The sequence below is a fragment of the Methylotuvimicrobium sp. KM2 genome (genome assembly GCF_038051925.1).
Lineage (GTDB): Bacteria > Pseudomonadota > Gammaproteobacteria > Methylococcales > Methylomonadaceae > Methylotuvimicrobium.
This window is the reverse complement of sequence record NZ_CP150634.1, coordinates 4,918,031-4,938,820: the sequence shown is the minus strand read 5'-3', so window position 1 is coordinate 4,938,820 and position 20,790 is coordinate 4,918,031. Positions and strand designations below refer to the sequence as shown.

The window sequence follows — 20,790 nt, the reverse complement described above, 5'->3', positions numbered from 1 at the left end:
TCAAAGCGACAATAGAAAAAATTTGCGCCGCTGCTTTATGTTCATCGCATCACGAAACTCGGTTTACTAAGGGCATACTCGTATTTTTACAGGAGAAAGCTGATGACCGCACCTCGTTTTTTTACGCCCGAATTGAGTCAAAAACTGGATGGTTTATCCGAATTGGCCTTGGATTGTAATTTTTCCTGGAGTCACCGGGCCGACGAAATCTGGCATCGATTGAATAGCTCCTTATGGGAGCAATCCCGTAATCCATGGCTAGTGTTGCAAGCCTGTTCGGCGAGTCTGTTGCAGGAGCTAGCCAATAATGAACAATTTTGCCAAAAACTGCAGAGCATCGTGGCGGAGCATCGCGCCTCACGAGCCGAACCTCGCTGGTTCCAGAACGAAATCGAACAAAACACTAAGCTAGCGCAAATCGCCTATTTCAGTATGGAGTTTGGCCTTAGCGAAGCTTTGCCCATTTATTCCGGCGGCTTGGGTTTATTGGCCGGCGATCATTTAAAGGCCGCCAATGATTTGGGCATTCCCCTCGTGGGTGTTGGTTTGTTGTATCAAAACGGCTATTTTCGTCAAGCTTTCGACGATGACGGCAATCAGATCGCGCTATATCCTAATGCCGATACCGGTGATTTACCGATTTGTCCGGTTCGCAAGGATAACGGCGAATGGTTGCGGATAAAACTCAATACGCCGTCTAAATTGTGGATTAGGGTGTGGCAAGCGCAAATCGGTCGAATTACGCTTTATCTATTGGACAGTAACGATCCGGTCAATCATCCGGTCGATCGTTGCATTACCAGCGAGTTGTACGGCGGCGGGCTCGAAATCCGTTTGGCACAAGAAATTTTATTGGGCATCGGTGGCTGGCGAGTGTTGAGGGCTTTAGGTATTAAGCCTGAAGTTTGCCATTTGAATGAGGGACACGCGGCATTTTTAGTACTGGAGAGAGCCCGCGATTTAATGAAAGAAACCGGGCTGGACTTTAAAACCGCGCTGACCATCACGCGCGCCGGTAATCTGTTTACCACGCATACGCCGGTCGAAGCCGGCTTCGACCGTTTCAGTCCGGAATTGATTGGGAAACGGCTCGGCAATTATGCGCAAAAACTCGATATTGATATCGAAACTTTATTAAATCTCGGCCGCAATCCGGATTTAAAAACCTACGATAAATCGTTCAACATGGCCTATCTGGCAATTCACGGCAGCGCTGCGGTTAATGGCGTGAGCCGCTTGCATGGCGAGGTCAGTCGGCGTATTTTCAGCCCCTTGTTTCCGAATTGGCCGACGGAAGAAACACCGATCGACCATATCACCAATGGCGTCTATGTTCCTGCATGGGATTCGCAGGAAGCCGACGAATTATGGACCGATTTGTGCGGTAAAAATCGTTGGGTATGTGAATACGGCGATTTGCCGGAACAATTCCAGCGGGTCACGGATGAGCGGTTATGGAATTTGCGTGCGCAAAACCGCAAATGCTTGGTCGAGTTCGTCCGGGATGAGTACAGTCGAGAACTCGATGTTCAAGGCAATATCTCGAAAACCGAGCGCAAAGATCAAGTGCTACGCTTGTTCGACCCTAATGTCATGACCATCGGTTTTGCCCGCCGGTTTGCAACCTATAAGCGCCCTAACCTGCTGTTGACCGACCCCGATCGTTTGGCCGCGATACTAACCAATCCCAGTCGGCCGGTGCAATTGGTTATCTCGGGCAAAGCTCACCCGGCCGATTTGCCTGGTCAAGTGTTGATCCGAGCCTGGCATGAATTTATCCGTCGGCCTGAAATCAGGGAGCGTGCAATTTTTTTGAGCGATTACGATATGATTACCGCCGAATATTTGGTTCAAGGGGTCGACCTTTGGGTCAACACGCCAAGACGTCCTTGGGAGGCTTGCGGGACCAGCGGCATGAAAATTCTGGTTAACGGCGGCTTGAATCTATCCGAACTCGACGGCTGGTGGGCGGAAGCGTATCGCCCTGAAGTCGGCTGGTCATTGAACGGGCAAGAGGTCGAACAAGCCGATCATGAACAAGCCGAGATACTTTACCGACTGCTCGAGCAGGAAATCGTGCCGATGTTTTATGAGCGTGATCAACAGGGCTTGCCGCGCCGCTGGCTGGCTATCATGCGGGAAAGCATGGCGACGCTGACGCCTTATTTTTCAGCCAATCGCATGGTCAGGGAGTATACGTCCAAGTTTTATTTACCTCTAGCCGAAAACTATTGCAAAAGGTTGGGCGGAAATATGCAGCCGGGTAAGCAGCTGGTCGAATGGTTGAAACGCATCGATGATCTCTGGGCTAAAATCCATGTCGATAATGTGGTGGCGGAAACCCGGGATAACGACTACGCGTTCAGTATGCAGGTTTATCTTGGAGAGCTTAGCGAGGAAGATGTTTGTGTGGAATTATTCGCGGAATCGTCAGGCGAGGAGCGATTTGAGATTCATTCGATGTCGATAGAACAGGTATTGGCCGGCGCGATAAACGGTTATATCTATAAAGCGACGATACCGAAAACCAGACCGATAAGCGATTATACGCCGAGAATCAGACCCAGCCATTCGAATTGCAGTTTGCCGCTGGAAGCCAATCAGATTTACTGGGTGCAAGCGCGACAAGGGTAAATTAAATCTTGTCTCGCTTGCAGTAGAGATTTATACCCTTTGCTGGTCAAATTTCGGCGCCGGGGTGTCCGTCAAAGGACGCCGTGAATACGTCCATGTAGGCTCTGTGACAGCATCCCTGTTGTCAAAGCCTTTGCCGAACACCCCGGTGCCTCCATACGTCAATGCCGAAATATGAAGTGCGATAGGTATAGAAAAAAGCCTTTTTACTCGGCTTTTGCAATTTCGGCGCGCATTTGGTCGATGACTGCTTTATAGTCCGGTTTGCCGAAAATCGCCGAACCGGCAACGAAGGTATCGGCACCGGCCGCTTTGATCTCGCGGATGTTGTCGACTTTGACGCCGCCGTCGATTTCCAAACGAATATCGAAACCGCTTTCATCGATACGTTTTCTCGCATCGCGCAGTTTGGTTAATGCCGACGGAAGAAACGATTGTCCGCCGAAGCCCGGGTTGACCGACATCAATAAAATCATGTCGAGCTTATCCATCACATGGTCCAGATAATGCAGCGAAGTCGACGGGTTGAATACCAAGCCGGCTTTACAACCTTGGTCTTTGATCAATTGCAAGGTTCTATCCAGATGAACCGAAGCCTCAGGATGGAAGGTAATATAGCTGGCGCCGGCTTTAGCGAAGTCCGGGATGATTCGATCGACCGGATCGATCATCAAATGCACGTCGATCGGAGCGGTAACGCCATGATTTCTCAGCGCCTCGCAAACCAATGGGCCGATCGTTAGATTGGGTACGAAATGATTGTCCATGACGTCAAAATGGACAACATCGGCGCCGGCCGCTAAAACATTATCGACTTCCTCGCCTAAGCGGGCGAAATCGGCAGAGAGAATGGAAGGAGCTATCCAGTTTTGGGCCATTTTTTTATCCTCGATTAAAACAAAACAAACAATTATAGTCTTTTTTTATTAATTGATCCGCATTGATTTATTTAGTGTATTCAGTGACGCAAGCGATATCAAGTTTAAGTTCAAAAAACAACTCTGGAACTATTGTAGAGTCAGATAGACGAGGACTATAATCGAGTCGAAGTTCTGTATGTTTATAGAACCCGATCATATAGTAAGGAGAATGATTATGAACAAGAAAATGATAATTGCGTTGCTGGCACCGTTGTTCGTTGCTCCAGCTGCTTATGCGCAATTCGAACATCACAAAGGACCTATCGATAGTTGCGTGAAATCGGCGCTCGATGCCCATCCCGGCGATATAGTCACGATGAGGGCCGAAATCGAAGATGGTAAGCCTCAATATGAATTGGATATTCACGGCAAGGACGGTAAGCACTGGGAAGTCGAATGCGATGCCGCAAGCGGTAAAATAATCGAAACCGAGCGCGAAGTCGCGGTCGACGATCCGGAATTTACTTCTAAGGCTAAAGTCAGATTGGATGCGGCATTAAAAACGGCTTTGGATAAATATCCGGGCAGCCTCATGAAAATCGAATACGAAATAGAAGCGGACAATGGCGTTGCCTATGAGTTCGATATCAAAACCGCCGACGGCAAGCTGCTTGAAGTTGAAGTCGATGCAATCAACGGCAAGCTCAGCGATCCGGAAGAAGTGGTCTATCAAATCGGCTTGGATTGATAAGACGAGTCGTAATTTCGGATGCTATTGTCGCTACAATAGCATCCGATTTTTTGGCACGGGCCAGGATGTTGCCAACCATTCGGTAGATTGGCCATTTAACAGGGGTATTTTTCGGGAGTTTTTCCCGTTGCCTTGATCGATCTTTACCTGCTAGAGTCTTTGGCCAGCGCATTCCTCTTTCTTCAGTTGTTTCTCTAAAATTTCGCAGTGCCATATTTCCCCTTCCGATTGATTTCAATCACCGTTTTCATTTCACTGATGCCGCCTGTTCATGCGGTCGAGCCAGTCGAAAAGGAAGCGCAAGTCTCGACACAAACTGAAATAAGTCCGCCCGGCGAGTCCGAAGATAAGGTTGCCTTGCTCGATGCATTGTTACTGTTCGATTCCGAATTACGAGAACAGCTCAAAGACGCCCTTGCCGAATTGAAACAGCGTATCGAACAGGGTGCGCCTTTCCAGCTCGAAGAGCGTCAAAAGCGTATAGCCCGGCTGGAAACCTTGCTGAACGATCCCGATGCCGATTTGTCGGAACAATATCGGCGCGTCGTCGAAGCGTACCGGGTCGAGCTCGATTATGCGAAGACCATCGATGCCTATCGAGCCCTACTGAAGACCGATGGCAACGAGCGCTTGATGGACTTCCTCAGCATCGGGAGCTTAGCTTTTTATTACCAAACCCTCAATGGCCGCGAATCGGGCATTTGGCTTAACGATAGTCGCCGTTGGCAGCGTTTGTCCGGGGAAGGCAATGAAGCGATTACTCAAGGGCTGCGCACCGCGCGTAAATTGGAGCCGCCGCAATTGATCGAACTGCCGCTGCCGGGACCTAGGAAGCCGTGACTATGAAGTTTTGGTATGTCTTATGCCTCGCGCTTGCTTTAGCCCCATTCGCCCAAGCCGAAACCGAAGCCGTATTGACACCGACGGAATTGGATGCCCGGTTGAACAAAGAACTGGCGGCCAAGGCCGCATTGTTTTTGGCGATTCGAGAAAGCGCTTTGGACCTCAAGCCCTTATACCAGCAACTTTTTTTAGCCGGCGATGCCGCCCGGCAAAGGGTCTTGCTTGAACAATTGGCCGACCCCAAACAGATACCGACCACAAAAGATCTAAAAGGATTATTTACCAGTCTACAGCAGCAACTCGATGCCTTAGGGAGTGTGTCTATTATTCAGGCGCCGGTTTATGAGCCTAGCGGTCAGGCCATCGATAAAGACGTGCTGAGGCTCGGCGGTTTCAGCTTCATCGCCGAAGGGCGTTATCTGGTGTATTCGCCCGAGATCGACCGATTGGTCGAATTGCCGCGTCAGCCGGCGTCGAGCCTGCTCAATTTGGCGCGCCGATTTCAGCAAGCGCATGCCGATACGCTGGCGCCTGTCGCGCTCGACCCGTCCGGCGGGCAGACCTTGCAGTTATTGGTGCAAATTCCGAATCTGCAAGAACGCATCGCCCAAGGCGGCATCGTCGGTTGTTTGATTCTGATCTTGGCCGGTTTCGCTTACGTGCTCTGCGGATACCGTTTCGTGGATCTGGGCCTGGTCGGTAAACGCATCAAACAGCAACTGCAAACAACCGATTTGCGGCTCGACAACCCTTTGGGTAGGGTTCTCGCCAAGCTGGAGCAGGAGACCGCAACCGATGAAGAGGCTTTGTATTTAACCGTCGAAGAAGCCTTGACCGGCGAGCGGATCAAATTGGAGCGCGCTCTGGCTTTTTTGAAATTGGTGGCGGCGATTGCCCCAATGTTGGGTTTGCTCGGTACCGTCACCGGCATGATAGAAACCTTTCAAGCCATTGCGCTGCATGGATCGGGCGATCCGAAATTGATGTCGGGGGGGATTTCGCAAGCGCTGGTTACAACCGTGCTGGGGCTGGTAGCCGCGATTCCGATTTTGTTGTTCCATAGCTTGTTGCTGGGCAGATGCCAAAATTTGGGCAATTTACTGGATGCCCATGTCGCGGCGGCTCTGGCTTTGCGCCTCGAGCAGCGGCATGACGCAGAATAAAACCTAAGGAATATGCACAAAATAACTGCGCGAAACAGCAAGCTTTGTTGGCGTTCGGTGACTCGCTTGACAGGACGCCGTGAATACGTCCGTGTAGGCTTGACGGCGGCTATCCCTGCCGCCGACACCTGTCAATCGAGCCACCGAACCCCCTTCCAACATTTGAAGACGTTATTTCATGCTAGTTCCTAAAGGGAAACGGGGATGAACGGCGATATTATCGAAAGCCTGATCATCTCGCTGCAGCGCGCCGAACAGCACATCGAGGATTTGATCGCGATGGGCGGGCCTGTCATGTGGCCGTTGCTGGCCGTTTCGCTGGTATTGTGGACATTGGTGTTGGAACGTTATTGGTATTTGTTGCGTGTTTTTCCCGCCTATATCGAAAACAATCTTCCGGTCTTGCGCTCGCGTACCGCGTTGATCATCGAGACCGCTGAAGTCACTTTTTTACTGCGCCGCCATCTGCGGCTCATCAAAACATTGTCCGGTATTCTGCCGATGCTGGGTTTATTGGGCACCGTGACCGGCATCGTCGAAACCTTCGATTTGATTCGCGTGTTCGGTAGCGCCGAGCCGCGCATCGTCGCGCGCGGGGTCTCTCAGGCATTGATCACGACAATGGCCGGATTGGTGTTGGGTTTATTCGGCGTCGCGGTCGGTTACGATCTCACTCGGCGAGCGCGCACAGGCGAACGCCGATTTCGCAGTCAAATCGGTCGTTATGAATAGATTGCCATGAATCGAAAAAAATTATACTTCGCGCGGCCACATTTGCTGGTAAGCTAACTCGCTCTTTTGTTCGATAGCTGCGTTGCGAAAACAGTTACATAGCTTGCTATGCGCCTGTTTTCACGCCTTGCTCTCGAACAAAATAGCATTGCCATAAAAGCCGCAAACATGACCGCACGAAGTATATTCAAAAGCCGTAACGACAACAACGAGGATCATTCCGACACGATCAACATGACACCGTTGATCGACATGGTCTTCATTTTGTTGATTTTCTTTCTGGTGACCAGCTCGTTTATCCGCGAATCGGCGATTGCGGTGCAGCGCCCGAGAGCCGCGACGGCCACACCACAGCAAAATACCGATTTGATCGTGACGATTGGTTCGGATGAACAAATCTGGCTGAACAACGATTCGGTGGATATACGCATGCTGCGTACTCGGATCGAGCAACAAGGACTCTCTGGGCCGAGCCGGTCCGTAGTCATTTTGGCCGATCAAAAGACTAGCACCGGGCTGTTGATCAAGGTCATGGACCAACTGCGCTTAGCCGGCTTGGCCACAATCTCGGTGGCGGCCAGTACGGAGCCCGACCCTTCATGAAGCCGGCGCATTCGGGCCGAGTGTTGTCGGCGTCGTTTGTTGCTGCCTTGATCATTAACCTAGCCTTGCTGCTCTTGATCGGTGCATTGATCAGCCAACGCGAAGCCGCGCTGGTTTCGGAAGCGAAACCGCAAGGGATCGAATTCATTCGCTTGCCGCCGAAGGTCGAAGAGCCGAAACCGGAGCCCAAACCGGTTGAGCCTCCCGAACTCGAACCGGAGCCGAAAGCCGAGCCCGAGCCGGTAAGGCCCAAACCCAAAGCCGTCACGCCGAAACCGGTCAAGCGTGCCGCGCCGAGGAAACCGGCCCCCAAAATAACGCCATTGCCAAGCGTTCCGCCCCCCCGCATCGACATTCCAACACATGGACACGGACTTGAATTGGCCCCAGTGCCGGGAACCGATTCACGCGTGACCGCGCCGCCGTCGGACTGGTCGACCGATAAGACCGAAGAGGCGGCAAGCGGAGACGGCACCGGCGCGGGCAGCGGTTCAGGCGATCGAGCCTTGGTGGTGTTATCGCGCAAGATGCCGCGTTACCCGCGTCGGGCGCGCGAACGCGGAATCGAAGGCTGGGTTCGCCTGGAAATCGTCGTGAAGCCGAATGGGACGGTCGGCGATGCCCGAGTCATCGATGCCAGCCCGAAGCGAATTTTCGATCAGGCGGCACTCGAAGCGATCCGGCGCTGGCGATTCAAACCGACACACAAGGGCGGCCGCGCCGTCGAACAGAGAGTAGTTCAGGAAATCAGCTTTCGACTCGATAGGCGGCGTTAATCTAACTTTAGATTCGCTGAGGAACAAGCTGAAATAACTTCTTCAAATGATTTCCATACTCTGTGTCATTGAATTAGCGCTGTGAAATAGAGCAATTTAACCAAAAAATCGATTTTCCTGAAACCCGAAGCAATATTTCATCAGCCCTTAAGTGAACCAGTAAACCGCTGTAAACTCCTCGTTCCCATCGCTCCAGCGTGGGAATGCATACCGATCTTGCCTAGACATCTAAGGAATGGGTTTCCAGAGAGAGTCGTGAGAATATGAATTCTATGATTACTTAAATGTATTTCGTGATTTTCGCAGGCTAATTGCCGAATCTAGGGTATACGCTTTACATAGATGTACTCATTGCGTACCTTTTTAGTCTTGGTTGCTCTGGAAAACAAGCGAAATGCAACGCGGTGCATCCTAAAATCTTAAAAACTTCGGCATTGGCATAGTACAACTATTAACGCGAACATAGCCTTTCATAAAGCTTGCAAATGCCACAAGGTTGCATAACCTGAATAGGGGCCTAACATAATGGTTCGACATAAGTCTCTGTTAAAATATCGAAATTAGAGACATAACAAACAACATCCGAAGCATCAAAACATTTTTGACCGACCTATTTAAGGAGGCCGCGATGTCCAAAAAAACCGCGAAAAAGCCAAAAAACGACGAAAATCAAGAAACGCGGCAGGATTTGCAACGCCGCGCCGATGAATTCATCAATGAAGGGTTCATGTCCGATGCAATGGACGAGTTATCCGAAGCCTTGAATAAAAAGTTTATGGGCTATATCGATCCGTACGAGGATACGAAATGGGTAGCGACCTTCGACTTACTGTTGCAATGCGGCATGACCTTACCGAACCCGGAAGAGTTGGACGATACGCAACTCAGCGCCAAATTGTGGGAAGTCATTAATGGCCTAGCGATGCTGCGCATGTTTCTCTACAGCACGGATCACCTTAACGACCGCGAACTCTACGAAATACTTTGGCATGACGTGTTGCGCGAGGAAGGTCCGGTCATGCCGTTAGACAACGACTCGGCCTTTCATATCGACATATTGGGCAGCGGCAGCGAAACGGATATTGAGCTATATCTGCGGTATTATGCGGATGAAGAAGAACGACACCGCTGGGCGAAAGATTGGCCGGAAGATATCATGCCTCCGCATGAAGAGCCTCCTTACGATCGAGACCGGCACTTGCCGAGTCGGGATCAAGCGCAATGGCGTATTGACGGCAAACCGTCGTAAAACGAAACGGTACTGCAACTTCGGATTTCGTTGTCTGGTTACCAAGCTCCAGCTTGGGAATGCCTACCCTCAAGCTCTGCTTGTACAAACGCCAAGCGGAGCTCTCATCGTTATACATAAGTCAAAAATTACGGTTTTGCAATCTTAGCTAATGAGGCTTCGATACCATTTTTTGTCGCTCAACGTTCCAGGCTTCGAAATCGCGACGAAGGCGTCGCTCCCACAAGGGGCCGGATGCTCTGTGGGAGCGATCCCCAGATCGCGATCTCGGAGCCACTGATATCCAATATCCGCAGATTTATCAAACAGCACCGTTTCCAGGTATACGATGCCTTCTGTTTAGCATGTATATCGATATTTTTCGCTCTTTCCCAAGCTCCGGCTCTCACCCCCCTATGTCGGCTCTTGCCCAAGCTCTGCTTGGGCAAGAAGTCTTGGAAGCTCCAGCTTCCCGAAGCCGGCAAGCAGAGCTTGCGAGACGGATTTCCCAAACAGAGTTTGGGAAACAGCGGAAGATGTGTATAACGATGAGAGCGGAGCTTGGGCTATATACACTTCCAAGCTAGAGCTTGGGAGCGAGAGAAAATACTGTATCCACAAGTAGTTGCCGTTGTCGGCCTTGGGGATGCCGACCTCTTTAAACAGGCGCGGGTCGGTCTTGACGTAGTCCTTGTCTTTGTCGACCTTGTTGACATTGAACGGCGGATTGGCCATTACGAAGTCGCATTGGCCGATCAGGTCGTCCGGGTCGGAGTAAAAGCTGTTGCTTTCGATGACTTTGCCTTCGATGCCGTGGATCGCCAAGTTTATTTTCGCCAATTTGGCATTGTTGGACTTTAACTCGGTACCGTAGCATTTGATGGTTTCGTTGACGCTTTTGCCGCCGTGCTCTTCGATAAAGTGGCCGGTTTGTACGAACATGCCGCCGGAACCGCAGGCCGGATCGTGAATGATACCGTGGTCGGGTTGAATCAGGTTGGGGATCAATTGCACCAACGACGGCGGGGTAAAGAATTCGCCGCCTTCCTGCGCGCCGGCTCCGCTCATCGAGAACTTCATCAAAAAATATTCGTAGATATGGCCGAATACATCCCCGCTAAGGTTTTTGACCGAATCTTTGTTGAATACCCGAATGAGTTCGCGCAGTAAATCGGGGTCCAGCTCCTGATAATTTTTCGGCAAAATGCCGGCCAGATCGGGGTATTCCTCCTCGATCAGCCGCATCGCTGTATTCAAGGCTTCGCTAATGCCGACGCCTTCGGGCAAATTGGCGAGATAGTCGTATTGCGATTGTTCGGGCACCAGCATGGCTCCCGCCGCCAAGAAGTGTTCTTTAGTCGGCTTTAGTTTGCCGCGCGGGGTTTCCGGCATGGCGGCTTCAATGGCAGCCTTCGCTTGCTCGTAGCGGTTTTGCGCATAGCGCAGCAAGATCAGCTCTAGCACAGGGTCTTTGTATTCCGCCGCCGTCAGTTTGGGATTGGCCCGCAGATTATCGGCGCTAGCCCAGAGTTCGGTTTCGAGTTGTTAGCGAGCTTCCGTTATTTTTTGGCGTTGGGAATTTGGTATGAGCCGCAGGGCCTTCGGTCGATCCAATTTATTACGAATTATCCTATCATGGACGTTTCGATTTGCTTAATCCCCGCAGGCATCTTGGAAATTCCTAATTTAGGGATCACAGGTACGAGGGTGTCCCAAAAAAGCGAGATAGTAGTAATAATAAAGAAACTGCCCCCTTTTATGAATATTATCCCGATCGGTTTATCATGAATGAAATGTAAGTTATACCGTTTAGAAAATCTAGCATTGAAGCTGGATTATTGACAATTAAGCAGGAAAAGCCGTATGTTAGTTTGATCGGGTCAATAGCTTGTTCCCGGCGGCTTCGCCGCCGGGAATCGCGGCGCTCACTTCGTTCGGCCTTGTCCCGTCGCCTTACGCCGGAACAAGGCGCTTCACCAGACGGACCGGTCGTCAAGCATACAGCTTGCCACCCGCTCCGCTGGTGAGCGCCGCGATTAGCTGTCATTTCTCAGGTTTGGTGCCATGATCAAGGTTTCTTGACATGGTACTGTTATATGGTACCATATGATCATGAAACGGAAGCACCAGAAAACCCTGGAGGCTATTTTCGCCCGCCCGACGAGTGCCAATATCCAGTGGCGTGATATTGAAGCACTATTTGTCGAGCTTGGTGCTGAGGTGAGCGAGCGCGAAGGTAGCCGGGTTGCGGTGGTTCTGTTTGGGGAGGTTCGAATATTTCATCGACCTCATCCAAGTCCGAATACCGACAAAGGAGCTGTTGCCAGCATTCGCAAATGGTTAAAGCAGCACAGAGTATCGCTATGAACACGATGACGCTAGAAGGCTATCACGCCAAAATTGAGTACGACGCTGAACTGGATACGTTCCGGGGTGAAATCCTGGGGCTGAATGGCGGCGCTGATTTCTACGGTCGCAACCCAAAGGAGTTACGGACGGAGTTCTGGAAGTCTTTGCATACCTTCCTTGAGGTATGCAAAGAGAAAGGCATCGAGCCTCGCCGCCACTACTCTGGCAAGTTCAACCTCAGGATCCCTCCGGACTTGCACGAGCAGCTAGCGATTACAGCTCAAGTGAGAGGTACAAGTGTAAATAAGCTAGCGCAAGAAGCATTACAGAAAGAGATTGCAAATGCCGGCTAACCATCAATTGCACGCGACCAGCGAAGCTGGCGCGTGAATAAGGGCGTTATGTGTTTGCATCGTTCTGGGTAGATTTTCTAATGAATATACTGATAACTCCCCCTGAAAAGCATTTCGATAGAGGGCTGGGCATTTCAGCTTGGCGATTTAGGGATGCAGCAAAATATTGTTAGAGTCGGAACGTAGCCGTCAAATTGTGTCACCTATTGGCTACTTGCAGAGGCATGCAATTGAATTGTACTTGAAATCACTAATCTACATTTTACACAGGAAGTACAATATAGAGTTTGGACAAGATTTTAACCTAGAGAATCCAGCCATCGCCATAAATGGCAAGTGGCGCCCTTTCTCTAACACGCATAATTTGTCGGATCTATATAAGTATTTCCGAAAGGTATTTGATTCGCACGTTGATTTACTGCCGAAGTCAACCGACTGGAGTATTTCTGATGATCTTGGAAAGCAAATTGATTTAGTGAGTGGGTACGACCCAAAAAGCACTTACTTTCGCTACCCAAAGGCAAGCAGCGACAGTCAGGATAAAAAGAAATCAACAGTTCAGCCAATGGATCTCGCAATCTGCGCTGGCTGAAGAAAGAAAAGCAGGTTCAACCCCCGTAAAGTGTGCAGTCATGCTTGATTCTGAAGATAATGTGGTTGGTACATACAATTTAGTTCCAGAGCCTATTGAGGATGTCCGAAAAGCGCTGTCAGAAATAATGGAATATGTAAACAATATGCACTGTGCCTTTCTTGGAGAACTTACCAAGTGGTCATAATCACACTTAACTAAAAAAGGGGTCAGGTTACTTTTTGGGAAAAGGTCGGAAAAGGGGTCAGGTTACATTCTTGTGCTATGATTTCGTTAGTCCTTAAAATATACCAAAGCCATGCCTCGTCTCCCGCGCCTCGACTTGCCGAATGTTCCGCAGCACATTGTGCAACGCGGCAATAATCGCCAGCCCATTTTTTTTGATGAAAATGATTACTCGATCTATCTCGAATATCTTCGTGAAGCCTTGGTGAAAAACCAGTGCAAGCTTTACGCGTTCGTGCAGATGACGAATCACGTTCATTTGTTGGCGGTGAGCGAGGCGCAGGGCGGGATTTCCGCTTTGATGCAATCGATCGGCCGGCGATATGTTCGTTACATCAATAAGACCTACCGGCGCACCGGAACGCTCTTCGAAGGGCGTTTCAAATCGAGTTTGATCGACAGCGAGCGTTACTTGTTGACGTGCATGCGTTATATTGAACTGAATCCGGTGCGGGCCGGCATGGTGGACTGTCCGTGGGATTACCGGTGGTCCAGTTGCCGTCATCATGTGACCGGAAGCGGCATGGAATGGTTGGAGGAGCCGCCGGAATATCGTCTGCTGGCTGCGAACCCCGAGACCCGAGCAATGGCCTACCGCGAACTCTGCAAGCAAGCTTTGGCCGACAATGACATTCGAGCGATACGCGCCCACTTGAACAAAGACTGCGCGCTCGGTTCGGACAAGTTTCAGCATGAAATCGAGACTGTTTTAGGTCGACGCGTCAAAATTGCGCCGCAAGGCCGCCCCAAAAAAGCCAGAGATGGCAATAAAAAGTAACCTGACCCCTTTTGGAAATGTCTGATAGTTTTCGACTGCAAAAAATCATCCTGATCGACAGTTTTTGGCCCGGCAAGTCCGTTTTGCTGAAGCTGGACGGCCATACCAATCTGAGCGGCACGAACGGCGCCGGCAAGACTACTTTTCTGCGTTTGATGCAGTTGTTTTGGGGCGAGCGGCCGAGCAATATCGTCGGCGGTAGCGGCAGCAAGAAAGGCTTTCTGGATTATTACCTGCCGCGCGGCAGCAGTTGTCTGGTATATGAATACCAACGTCCGCACGGTCAGGTCTGTCATGTCATGGTGCAGAGCGACGGACGCGGCGCCAAATACAAGTTCATCGACGCCCCTTATCGGCAGGATTATTACATCGGCGAGAACGGTCTGCCGCGCGACAGCCACAGCATCGAGCGCCTCTACAAGACGCTGAACGCCGAGGCTTCCCGTTTCGTCGCGGTCGACGATTATTGCAGCATCATCCAATGTCATCAGGTCAGTAGCGGCAAGCGTTGGTTGCGCCCGCTGCAACAACGCTTTGCGATGGGTTTCGCACCGATGACGCACATCGAGAAGGTCATCGGTTCGGTCATCGAAAAAATCGGCGATTTCGACGTGATCAAACAAATGTTGATCGATATCTCGCGCAACAAGCTCAGCCAGACCTTCCTGCAGAACGAAGACGAGCAGCAACCCTTTCAACTGAACAAACAGCACATCGACGCGTGGTTGTCCGACTTGACCGCGGCGCGGGAAATCGAGGCCAAGCGCGGCGATTTCGACGACTTGCTGCAGACGATAGGCGAGTATAAGGAAACGCTCAAGACGCTGTCGCATATTCACGCGCTCGCGCTCGACAGTCATAAAGCCGGCCTGAAGGAAAAAGACGCGCTCGAACAAAGCCTGAGCGAACTGAACGAACAACGCGACCGATTGCAGCAGGAACACGATCGGCAGTTGGACCCGAAAACCGACGTGCTGATCGAATGTAACGAGCGGCTGAAAGAACTGAATTATCGGATCGACGCGCTCGAAACGCAGAAACTCGAATATGAACGGCAGGATGCCGAAAGCTTTGCGTTTAAGGCTTCGCTGCTCGAGCAGTATTTAGAGCGTCAGGAAAAGATCCAGAGCGAGATCGAAGCGCTGGAAAGCAAGACACAGGAAATCAAGGCTTACTACGAGAAACAACTCGGCGCATTACGGCACAGTCACGACAGCCAAATCCAGACTTTCGAGCGGCAATGCGCCGAAGCGCAGTTCACACAAGAGAAGATCCTACGCGAGACCGATGCGGAGTTTCAGCAACGCAAGGAGCAATTGCGCCAGATCAAGGAAGAAAGGCTGCAGCCGGTCAAGGAGCAAAAATCACAATGGTTGACCGACTTCGAAGTCGAAAAGAGCCGTCTGAAGAATCCGCCCATTCCGGACGCTTTGGCCGAACAGCAAGGCAAAAACCGGCAGGCGCTCGAAGCGGCCGCTAAGGAAAACAAACTCGCCTATCAGGCCCGGCATGACGCGCAAAACGACTACCAGGGCAAGCTCGATCAATTCCGGCAGATCGAACAACAGCTCAAGGATAAAAATACCGAGCTCAGGAATCTGCGCGAGCGCCATGCGCAGTGCCTGAAACGCCTGAGACCGGAACCCGGCACGTTACAGCATTATCTCGACAATGAAGTCGAAGGTTGGCAAAACACCATCGGCCGCGTGATTGCGCCTGAACTGCTCGACCATACCGGCCTCGACCCGCAGTGGAGCGAAAACGGCGGCGATGATTTCTACGGACTACGGATCGCGCTCGATGCGTTGGCCGAGCGAAGCTATCTGACCGCCGACAAACTGCGTCTGGAGCAAGAGGAAAAAAATCTGTTCGACAAACTGAATGCGCTCGGCGTCGAAAGCGAACGCCTCGAGGCGAGTCTGAATGCAGCGAACAGGCAGCGCGAGCAGGCCAAGACCGTGCTCGATAAGGTACAGCAACGGATCAAGCGCGTCGAAAAAAACGAAGTGCATCTGCAAGACGAAGCGAATGCGTTGGCGGACCGGATCAAGGTCGAAACGGAAAAAGCGCGCAGCGACATCGAATCGAACCTGCAGCGCCTGTCTTCCGACATCGAAGGTTGTAATCAAACCATCGCCGCGATCGAATCGGAACATGAACAGTCGATGCACGCACTGCATGACGAATATCTGGGCCGGAAAGGTGTCATCGAGTCGGAAGGCCAACGCCTGATTGCAACGATCAAGGCGCAAATCACCGCCGATACCGAACGCTTCGAACAGGAGAAACGCCGCATACAGCAGCAATTGAAAAGCGAGCTGAAAGACAGCGGCGCCGATGACACGATCGTGAAATTGTCGGAACAGCTCAATGAAGCGAAGCGTCTCGAAAAAGAAGCGAGAGACTTCCAGCGCAAGCATGAAGAATACCAGACGTGGCTGCAGCAACGTTGGAAGGAGCATCCCGAACTGTGCCGCCGTCGCGGCGAGTGCGAGAGCAAAATCCGGCAACTGAACGATGCGATCGAGCAGCTCAAGCAGGAATTCAAGCGCCGGCGGACGGAGTTGAATCAACAAATCGCCGCACAGCAGGACCAAATGAAAAAGCGTCTCGGCTTGCTCAATCAACTGGAGCAATGCATGGAGCTGTTGAGAAGCTGCCCGCCGGTCTATGCGGAAGCGCTGCATGCATTCGCGGCCGACACGCTGCCGCGCCTGACCCAAGAGACAGTCAAGGAGCGCAAGCGCCAGGAACATGCGATCCACGGCGGCAAGCAGATCCTGGTGCAATTGTTCGGCAAACATCACCGCAGCCAGTTGGCCGAAGCCTGGCAACAGGCGTTGGCCGCGCCCGCGCAAGGCGGTTCGTTTTTTCAGAACGAGGCCTTGGAGATCGAACAGCCGTTGATCGTTGTGCTGCAAATGGCCGAACACCTCAGGCAAGCCACCGCGCAACAGATCGAGCTGCATGCGACCGGCGTCAATGCCTTTTATCAGCATCTCTACAACTTCGACCGCGCGATCAAGCACACCGGCTCGGAGCTGTCCAAATACATCAGCGAAGAACGGTATTTCGCCGCGCTGGGCGAGATCACCGTCAATGTTCGCTCGAAGATGAACGATTTGGAATATTGGCAGGCGCTGAAAAAATTCGGCGACAATTACGGTCAATACCGCGACAACGCCGAGTTGATCGGCCATCGGGACATTCCCGACGAACTGATTCAGGCGATGAGCGAACTGACCGCGCTGCTGCCTTCGTCCGGCTTCAAGATTAAGCATGTGTCGCTGTTCGATATCGAATTCAGTATCTACGAGAACGGCCAGCTCAAGCACGCTCGAAACGCGAAGGAGCTGAAGGACGTCAGTTCTACCGGACTGTCCTATCTGGCCTTGATTACGTTCTTCACCGGCGTGACGGCGATGCTGCGCAAGCAGAATCCGACCGTCGTCTGCTGGCCGATCGACGAATTGGGCGATTTGGCGCCCGAGAACATCGAGGCAATGATGAATCTGCTCGCGAAACAGAATATTCAGATTCTGTCCGCGACGCCGACCGCCGACCGGCATGTACTCGCCCTGTTCAGCCGGCGCTATCTGCTGAACAAGCAAAGACTGCATGAGGTTGAACTGCCGGCCAGCAAGCTCGATCAGTTGTTGAATGCGATGCAACGGGAGCGCGCCGATGTTTAAACAAGTCGCCGAAGCGCTGCTGAGCGGTCATTTTATTTGCCCGACCGCCTATCACGATGCCTACGACTATTTGTCGCAGCCAGCCAATGCGGACAAGATCGACGCCTTTCTGAAGCCCTTGGATAGAACCTTGTTGTCGCTGGACGGCGAGGTCTATTACGCCGCCTACACGGTCGTCGACGATAGCAACCGCGGTCCGATCAGAGAGGCCTTCGCCGAAGTCCGTTCGCAATTGCGCCCGGTCGTCGAATGGATGGACATGGTCATGACCGCGCTCGGGCAGGACATGCCGATCCGGGCGCGCGACGAAATCCGCATGACGCAGCTTTTGAACGCGATCGAGCACGAGCCGTCGCTGTCCGAACAGTTGAACCGGCTGACCCAGTTGGCGCTGTTCAAGACCAGCAAGACCGCGATCTCCGAACAATTGTCTTGGGTCTTGCAAAAACTGGAACAGAGCGGCTATCTGGTCAAGCCGAATCCGCAGGCATCGCTGTATCTCGCGACCGGCAAGATCGATTATCTGCACCGCATCATCGCGTTTCTGAACGACGCCGAAGCCTTGGAGCTGGACAAGCACGCGGCCAATGGCGAGGACGTCGAGCAGCAGGAATTGTTTCTATGAGTTTCGACCGGGAGCAGATCGCGGGCTTGATCCGCAAGCTGGCCGGCGCTGATCGATTGCTGGCGCAGACCTATATCGACGGAACGGTCTTTGTCGACGAAGACAACCGCGCCGCGATCGAAAGCCTGAAAAAAGCCGGCATCCTGCGCACCGCCGATGTCAGCGACGAATACCGCCTGACCGGCGACGTCAAGCGCCTGATCGATCGCTTGCTGCTGCGCAATCAGCGTTATCAGCAGGCGATCGACATGGGCAAGATGATACTGACCGTCGAGGAAGACATCGAGGACTACCGGCGCGCGCTCGAGCGAAACGAACAGGACGAGGCTCGCTATCATCTGGAACAGATCGACGACACGCTGTACGAGGCGATCGAATCGTTGGAAACGAGTCTGTCCGTGATGTTCGCGGCGATCACGAGCCAGTTCGGCTTCGTCTCGTCGCTGAACAGCAAGATCCGGCAGAACCGGCGCGCCTTGGCGTATGCGCAGCGCTTGGTGCAGGAACTCAATCAGGTCAATTTGAACGATTGCTACGATTGGTTGAGCTGGGCCGCGATTCCGCCCGAGCTGAGCCGCAAGATCATCCGTTTCATCGATCAATACAAGAGCATCGTCGAGCGGCTGACCAGCATCGTCGCCCGCATGAAGACCCTGCTGTTCACGCTGCGGCTGCAGGAACAGACCGCGAACCGAACCCGCGCGATGGCCCAGTTTCTGAGGCAGCATCCGGAATGGGAACCGTTGGACTGGAGCATCGAGGCGGCCGCTCCGGAACTGCTCAGGCGAGGTTCCGGCCTGAACTTGTCTCCCGGCATCGATACGGCCAATCCGATCCTGCAAGCCGATCTCGTCGAGATCGTTCAAGAATTGAGACGGCAGACCAAACCGCTCGCGCCGCCGCCCCGAGACAATGCCTCGGCGCCGCTCGATATGCAGATGCCGGAACGGATCGAATATCACCGGGACCTTTACGAGGCCCATATCGAAAACCTATTCGCGTCGGCGCTCGAACGACAAGGACGCAACACGTCGGCACTGCAGCATTGGCGCGTCGAACAGATCGAAATCAAGGCCGAATTGTGGCTGGACATGGTGTTCGCGCAATATTGCTGCCTGCCGCAGCGCATGAGAAGCGCCGTCGCGTTGGAGATGCACGGGGAGGCCCTCGACGATTTCAACGGCAATCAAGTGATTCACGAGATTTCGCTGCGCCGGGTGTAGTCGAATGAACCGGAAACTGTTCAACTGGATCAGCGAACTCGTCGCGAACCGACCGGACCAAAGCACGACCCGCCCCGTCAGTCCGCTGGGCAGCGAGGTGATCGAACGTTATCGCTGCGGCCATTTGAATAAAGGCAAATTGGTCTTTACCGCGCAGGACAAGCTCGAACTGCGCCGGCGGGTCGCGGAAGAAACCGGCTTCGACCCCCTGCGCGAACGCCTGCCGGACGACAGGCTGACAGTCGCTAAACATCACGGGAACGAAAAACTGGCAGGGAAGCCTGTCAGCGAAGATTATCTGCTGCTGAACAGTCCGGACGGTGAGCTCTGCATCAACGGCGGTCGAATCACGCTGCAGCCAGCTTCGATCATGGCGGCTGGCGTGTTTTGCCCGAGTTCCGGCATCGAAACGGTCGAGCGCGACGCCCTCGTGGTGGTCGAAAACCTCGCGATTATGTCTTTATGCGCTTCGTTCGAATTGCCGCCTCTAGCGCGGCAGGCATTATGGGTTTATCGGGGCGACTCAAAAACAGGCTCTAAAACTAATGTCTGCCGCGATTTCGTCGATCGGTTCGGTACGGATAAAACGGTCATCGTGTTCAGCGACATGGACCCGAAGGGGCTGGAAATCGCGTTGACGATGCCGCATGCAAATTACTGGCTCGGTCCCGTGCCGGACGCATGGCAAGACTGTCTGCGAAGCCGCGTCGGACAACGCGAAGGCTTCGATATTCAGGCTAGGTCGATAGCCTATTTGCAGCGATTGTCGGATGCCGGCTTGCTAACCGAACCGTTGAAAAATTTGATCGGTTGTTTGCAGGCCGAACGCAGCAGCTACCGGCAAGAGCACATGTACAGCCACAAAATCGAGCTGGGCTTATTGCCGATACGCTAGCGTAAGACCTTGATGAAACGTAACGACAGGCGTAGGGTGCGCATCGCACACCTGGGTCGCGGGATCTGTTGTCGGGTTCGCTGCCGTGGAAAGGTGCGCGATGCGCACCCTACGGTGCTTAAAATATCTTGAAAATTGTTGATGAGCATAAGTTATAAAGCGCCAGTTATTTTCTCAAAATCCACAAAACAGTCATTTTTCCTGACCTGAAAATTACGCTGTTACCCAAGCTCCAGCTTGGGTAACCTGTTCAGGAAGCTCTAGCTTCCCGACAATTAAGAAAGATTGAACGAGCGGAGTCGGGGTTGATTGAGAATGTGCGGAGGTTGTGTCGGTCTCAGGAAGCTGGAGCTTGGGAAAGAGCGTGATGTGGGTTGGCCGTTTTCAGCAGGACGGGCATGGCTTGCGAACCCCGTCCTGCTAGGGATATGCTGATCTTTCGGCTTTAGCTGAAGAAACTCACTAATC

17 protein-coding genes and 1 pseudogene are annotated in these 20,790 nt (G+C 52.4%); 16 read left to right on the top strand and 2 right to left on the bottom strand.

Going from position 1 to position 20,790, the window contains the following annotated elements:
- Positions 1 to 102: 102 nt before the first annotated feature.
- Positions 103 to 2,634: an alpha-glucan family phosphorylase gene (glgP, locus tag WJM45_RS20820; RefSeq protein WP_341326919.1), complete on the top strand. Its 2,532-nt coding sequence runs from the start codon at positions 103 to 105 to the stop codon at positions 2,632 to 2,634.
- Between the two features lie 206 nt (positions 2,635 to 2,840).
- Here glgP and rpe read toward each other — a convergent pair whose 3' ends face one another.
- Positions 2,841 to 3,512 (bottom strand): ribulose-phosphate 3-epimerase, encoded by a 672-nt coding sequence (gene rpe / locus WJM45_RS20815; RefSeq protein ID WP_014150400.1) that lies wholly within the window; start codon positions 3,510 to 3,512, stop codon positions 2,841 to 2,843.
- Between the two features lie 217 nt (positions 3,513 to 3,729).
- Here rpe and WJM45_RS20810 point away from each other — a divergent pair, with 217 nt between their 5' ends.
- The 7 genes from WJM45_RS20810 to WJM45_RS20780 all read left to right on the top strand — a co-directional run bounded on the left by WJM45_RS20810 (position 3,730) and on the right by WJM45_RS20780 (position 9,611).
- Positions 3,730 to 4,242, top strand: coding sequence for a PepSY domain-containing protein (locus WJM45_RS20810; RefSeq protein ID WP_341326918.1), 513 nt, complete (start codon positions 3,730 to 3,732; stop codon positions 4,240 to 4,242).
- 261 nt (positions 4,243 to 4,503) lie between these two features.
- A complete protein-coding gene (locus WJM45_RS20805) occupies positions 4,504 to 5,085 on the top strand; it encodes a DUF3450 domain-containing protein (RefSeq protein WP_341326917.1) in 582 nt (193 codons plus the stop codon).
- 2 nt (positions 5,086 to 5,087) lie between these two features.
- Positions 5,088 to 6,251, top strand: coding sequence for a MotA/TolQ/ExbB proton channel family protein (locus WJM45_RS20800; protein WP_341326916.1), 1,164 nt, complete (start codon positions 5,088 to 5,090; stop codon positions 6,249 to 6,251).
- Positions 6,252 to 6,455: 204 nt separating this feature from the next.
- A complete protein-coding gene (locus WJM45_RS20795; protein WP_341326915.1) occupies positions 6,456 to 6,983 on the top strand; it encodes a MotA/TolQ/ExbB proton channel family protein in 528 nt (175 codons plus the stop codon).
- Between the two features lie 168 nt (positions 6,984 to 7,151).
- Entirely contained in the window at positions 7,152 to 7,586 is a 435-nt protein-coding gene (locus tag WJM45_RS20790) for a biopolymer transporter ExbD (RefSeq protein WP_341326914.1), read from the top strand.
- Positions 7,583 to 8,362 (top strand): energy transducer TonB, encoded by a 780-nt coding sequence (locus tag WJM45_RS20785; RefSeq protein WP_341326913.1) that lies wholly within the window; start codon positions 7,583 to 7,585, stop codon positions 8,360 to 8,362. Before WJM45_RS20790 ends, WJM45_RS20785 begins: the two co-directional genes overlap by 4 nt.
- A 628-nt stretch (positions 8,363 to 8,990) precedes the next feature.
- Positions 8,991 to 9,611: a hypothetical protein gene (locus tag WJM45_RS20780; protein WP_341326912.1), complete on the top strand. Its 621-nt coding sequence runs from the start codon at positions 8,991 to 8,993 to the stop codon at positions 9,609 to 9,611.
- 393 nt (positions 9,612 to 10,004) lie between these two features.
- Here WJM45_RS20780 and WJM45_RS20775 read toward each other — a convergent pair.
- Positions 10,005 to 11,120, bottom strand: a pseudogene (locus WJM45_RS20775) (class I SAM-dependent DNA methyltransferase); the annotation flags it as partial.
- Positions 11,121 to 11,702: 582 nt separating this feature from the next.
- On the opposite strand from WJM45_RS20775, the gene WJM45_RS20770 reads away from it, so the two are divergent.
- The 8 genes from WJM45_RS20770 (at position 11,703) to WJM45_RS20735 (ending at position 20,322) form a co-directional block, all read left to right on the top strand.
- Positions 11,703 to 11,957 (top strand): type II toxin-antitoxin system HicA family toxin, encoded by a 255-nt coding sequence (locus WJM45_RS20770; RefSeq protein WP_341326911.1) that lies wholly within the window; start codon positions 11,703 to 11,705, stop codon positions 11,955 to 11,957.
- Positions 11,954 to 12,292, top strand: a complete 339-nt coding sequence (locus WJM45_RS20765) for a type II toxin-antitoxin system HicB family antitoxin (protein ID WP_341326910.1) — start codon at positions 11,954 to 11,956, stop codon at positions 12,290 to 12,292. The genes WJM45_RS20770 and WJM45_RS20765 overlap by 4 nt, the downstream gene beginning before the upstream one ends.
- Before the next feature lie 479 nt (positions 12,293 to 12,771).
- A complete protein-coding gene (locus WJM45_RS20760; RefSeq protein WP_341326909.1) occupies positions 12,772 to 13,071 on the top strand; it encodes a hypothetical protein in 300 nt (99 codons plus the stop codon).
- Between the two features lie 111 nt (positions 13,072 to 13,182).
- Complete coding sequence (locus tag WJM45_RS20755) at positions 13,183 to 13,887, top strand: transposase (protein ID WP_341326908.1); 705 nt, start codon at positions 13,183 to 13,185, stop codon at positions 13,885 to 13,887.
- Positions 13,888 to 13,904: 17 nt separating this feature from the next.
- Complete coding sequence (locus tag WJM45_RS20750) at positions 13,905 to 17,579, top strand: ATP-binding protein (RefSeq protein ID WP_341326907.1); 3,675 nt, start codon at positions 13,905 to 13,907, stop codon at positions 17,577 to 17,579.
- Entirely contained in the window at positions 17,572 to 18,204 is a 633-nt protein-coding gene (locus tag WJM45_RS20745) for a hypothetical protein (protein ID WP_341326906.1), read from the top strand. The genes WJM45_RS20750 and WJM45_RS20745 overlap by 8 nt, the downstream gene beginning before the upstream one ends.
- Positions 18,201 to 19,427 (top strand): hypothetical protein, encoded by a 1,227-nt coding sequence (locus WJM45_RS20740; RefSeq protein WP_341326905.1) that lies wholly within the window; start codon positions 18,201 to 18,203, stop codon positions 19,425 to 19,427. The genes WJM45_RS20745 and WJM45_RS20740 overlap by 4 nt, the downstream gene beginning before the upstream one ends.
- Positions 19,428 to 19,431: 4 nt before the next feature.
- Positions 19,432 to 20,322: a hypothetical protein gene (locus WJM45_RS20735; RefSeq protein WP_341326904.1), complete on the top strand. Its 891-nt coding sequence runs from the start codon at positions 19,432 to 19,434 to the stop codon at positions 20,320 to 20,322.
- Positions 20,323 to 20,790: the final 468 nt, after the last annotated feature.

What these genes read in the sequence shown, in the direction of transcription:
- WJM45_RS20755 (WP_341326908.1), top strand. Translation starts at nt 13,183, where the DNA reads ATGCCTCGTCTCCCGCGCCTCGACTTGCCGAATGTTCCGCAGCACATT.
- WJM45_RS20790 (WP_341326914.1), top strand. Translation starts at nt 7,152, where the DNA reads ATGACCGCACGAAGTATATTCAAAAGCCGTAACGACAACAACGAGGAT.
- WJM45_RS20795 (WP_341326915.1), top strand. Translation starts at nt 6,456, where the DNA reads ATGAACGGCGATATTATCGAAAGCCTGATCATCTCGCTGCAGCGCGCC.
- WJM45_RS20765 (WP_341326910.1), top strand. Translation starts at nt 11,954, where the DNA reads ATGAACACGATGACGCTAGAAGGCTATCACGCCAAAATTGAGTACGAC.
- WJM45_RS20750 (WP_341326907.1), top strand. Translation starts at nt 13,905, where the DNA reads ATGTCTGATAGTTTTCGACTGCAAAAAATCATCCTGATCGACAGTTTT.
- WJM45_RS20780 (WP_341326912.1), top strand. Translation starts at nt 8,991, where the DNA reads ATGTCCAAAAAAACCGCGAAAAAGCCAAAAAACGACGAAAATCAAGAA.
- WJM45_RS20805 (WP_341326917.1), top strand. Translation starts at nt 4,504, where the DNA reads ATGCCGCCTGTTCATGCGGTCGAGCCAGTCGAAAAGGAAGCGCAAGTC.
- WJM45_RS20735 (WP_341326904.1), top strand. Translation starts at nt 19,432, where the DNA reads ATGAACCGGAAACTGTTCAACTGGATCAGCGAACTCGTCGCGAACCGA.
- WJM45_RS20810 (WP_341326918.1), top strand. Translation starts at nt 3,730, where the DNA reads ATGAACAAGAAAATGATAATTGCGTTGCTGGCACCGTTGTTCGTTGCT.
- WJM45_RS20745 (WP_341326906.1), top strand. Translation starts at nt 17,572, where the DNA reads ATGTTTAAACAAGTCGCCGAAGCGCTGCTGAGCGGTCATTTTATTTGC.
- WJM45_RS20740 (WP_341326905.1), top strand. Translation starts at nt 18,201, where the DNA reads ATGAGTTTCGACCGGGAGCAGATCGCGGGCTTGATCCGCAAGCTGGCC.
- WJM45_RS20800 (WP_341326916.1), top strand. Translation starts at nt 5,088, where the DNA reads ATGAAGTTTTGGTATGTCTTATGCCTCGCGCTTGCTTTAGCCCCATTC.
- rpe (WP_014150400.1), bottom strand. Translation starts at nt 3,512, where the DNA reads ATGGCCCAAAACTGGATAGCTCCTTCCATTCTCTCTGCCGATTTCGCC.
- WJM45_RS20785 (WP_341326913.1), top strand. Translation starts at nt 7,583, where the DNA reads ATGAAGCCGGCGCATTCGGGCCGAGTGTTGTCGGCGTCGTTTGTTGCT.
- WJM45_RS20770 (WP_341326911.1), top strand. Translation starts at nt 11,703, where the DNA reads ATGAAACGGAAGCACCAGAAAACCCTGGAGGCTATTTTCGCCCGCCCG.
- glgP (WP_341326919.1), top strand. Translation starts at nt 103, where the DNA reads ATGACCGCACCTCGTTTTTTTACGCCCGAATTGAGTCAAAAACTGGAT.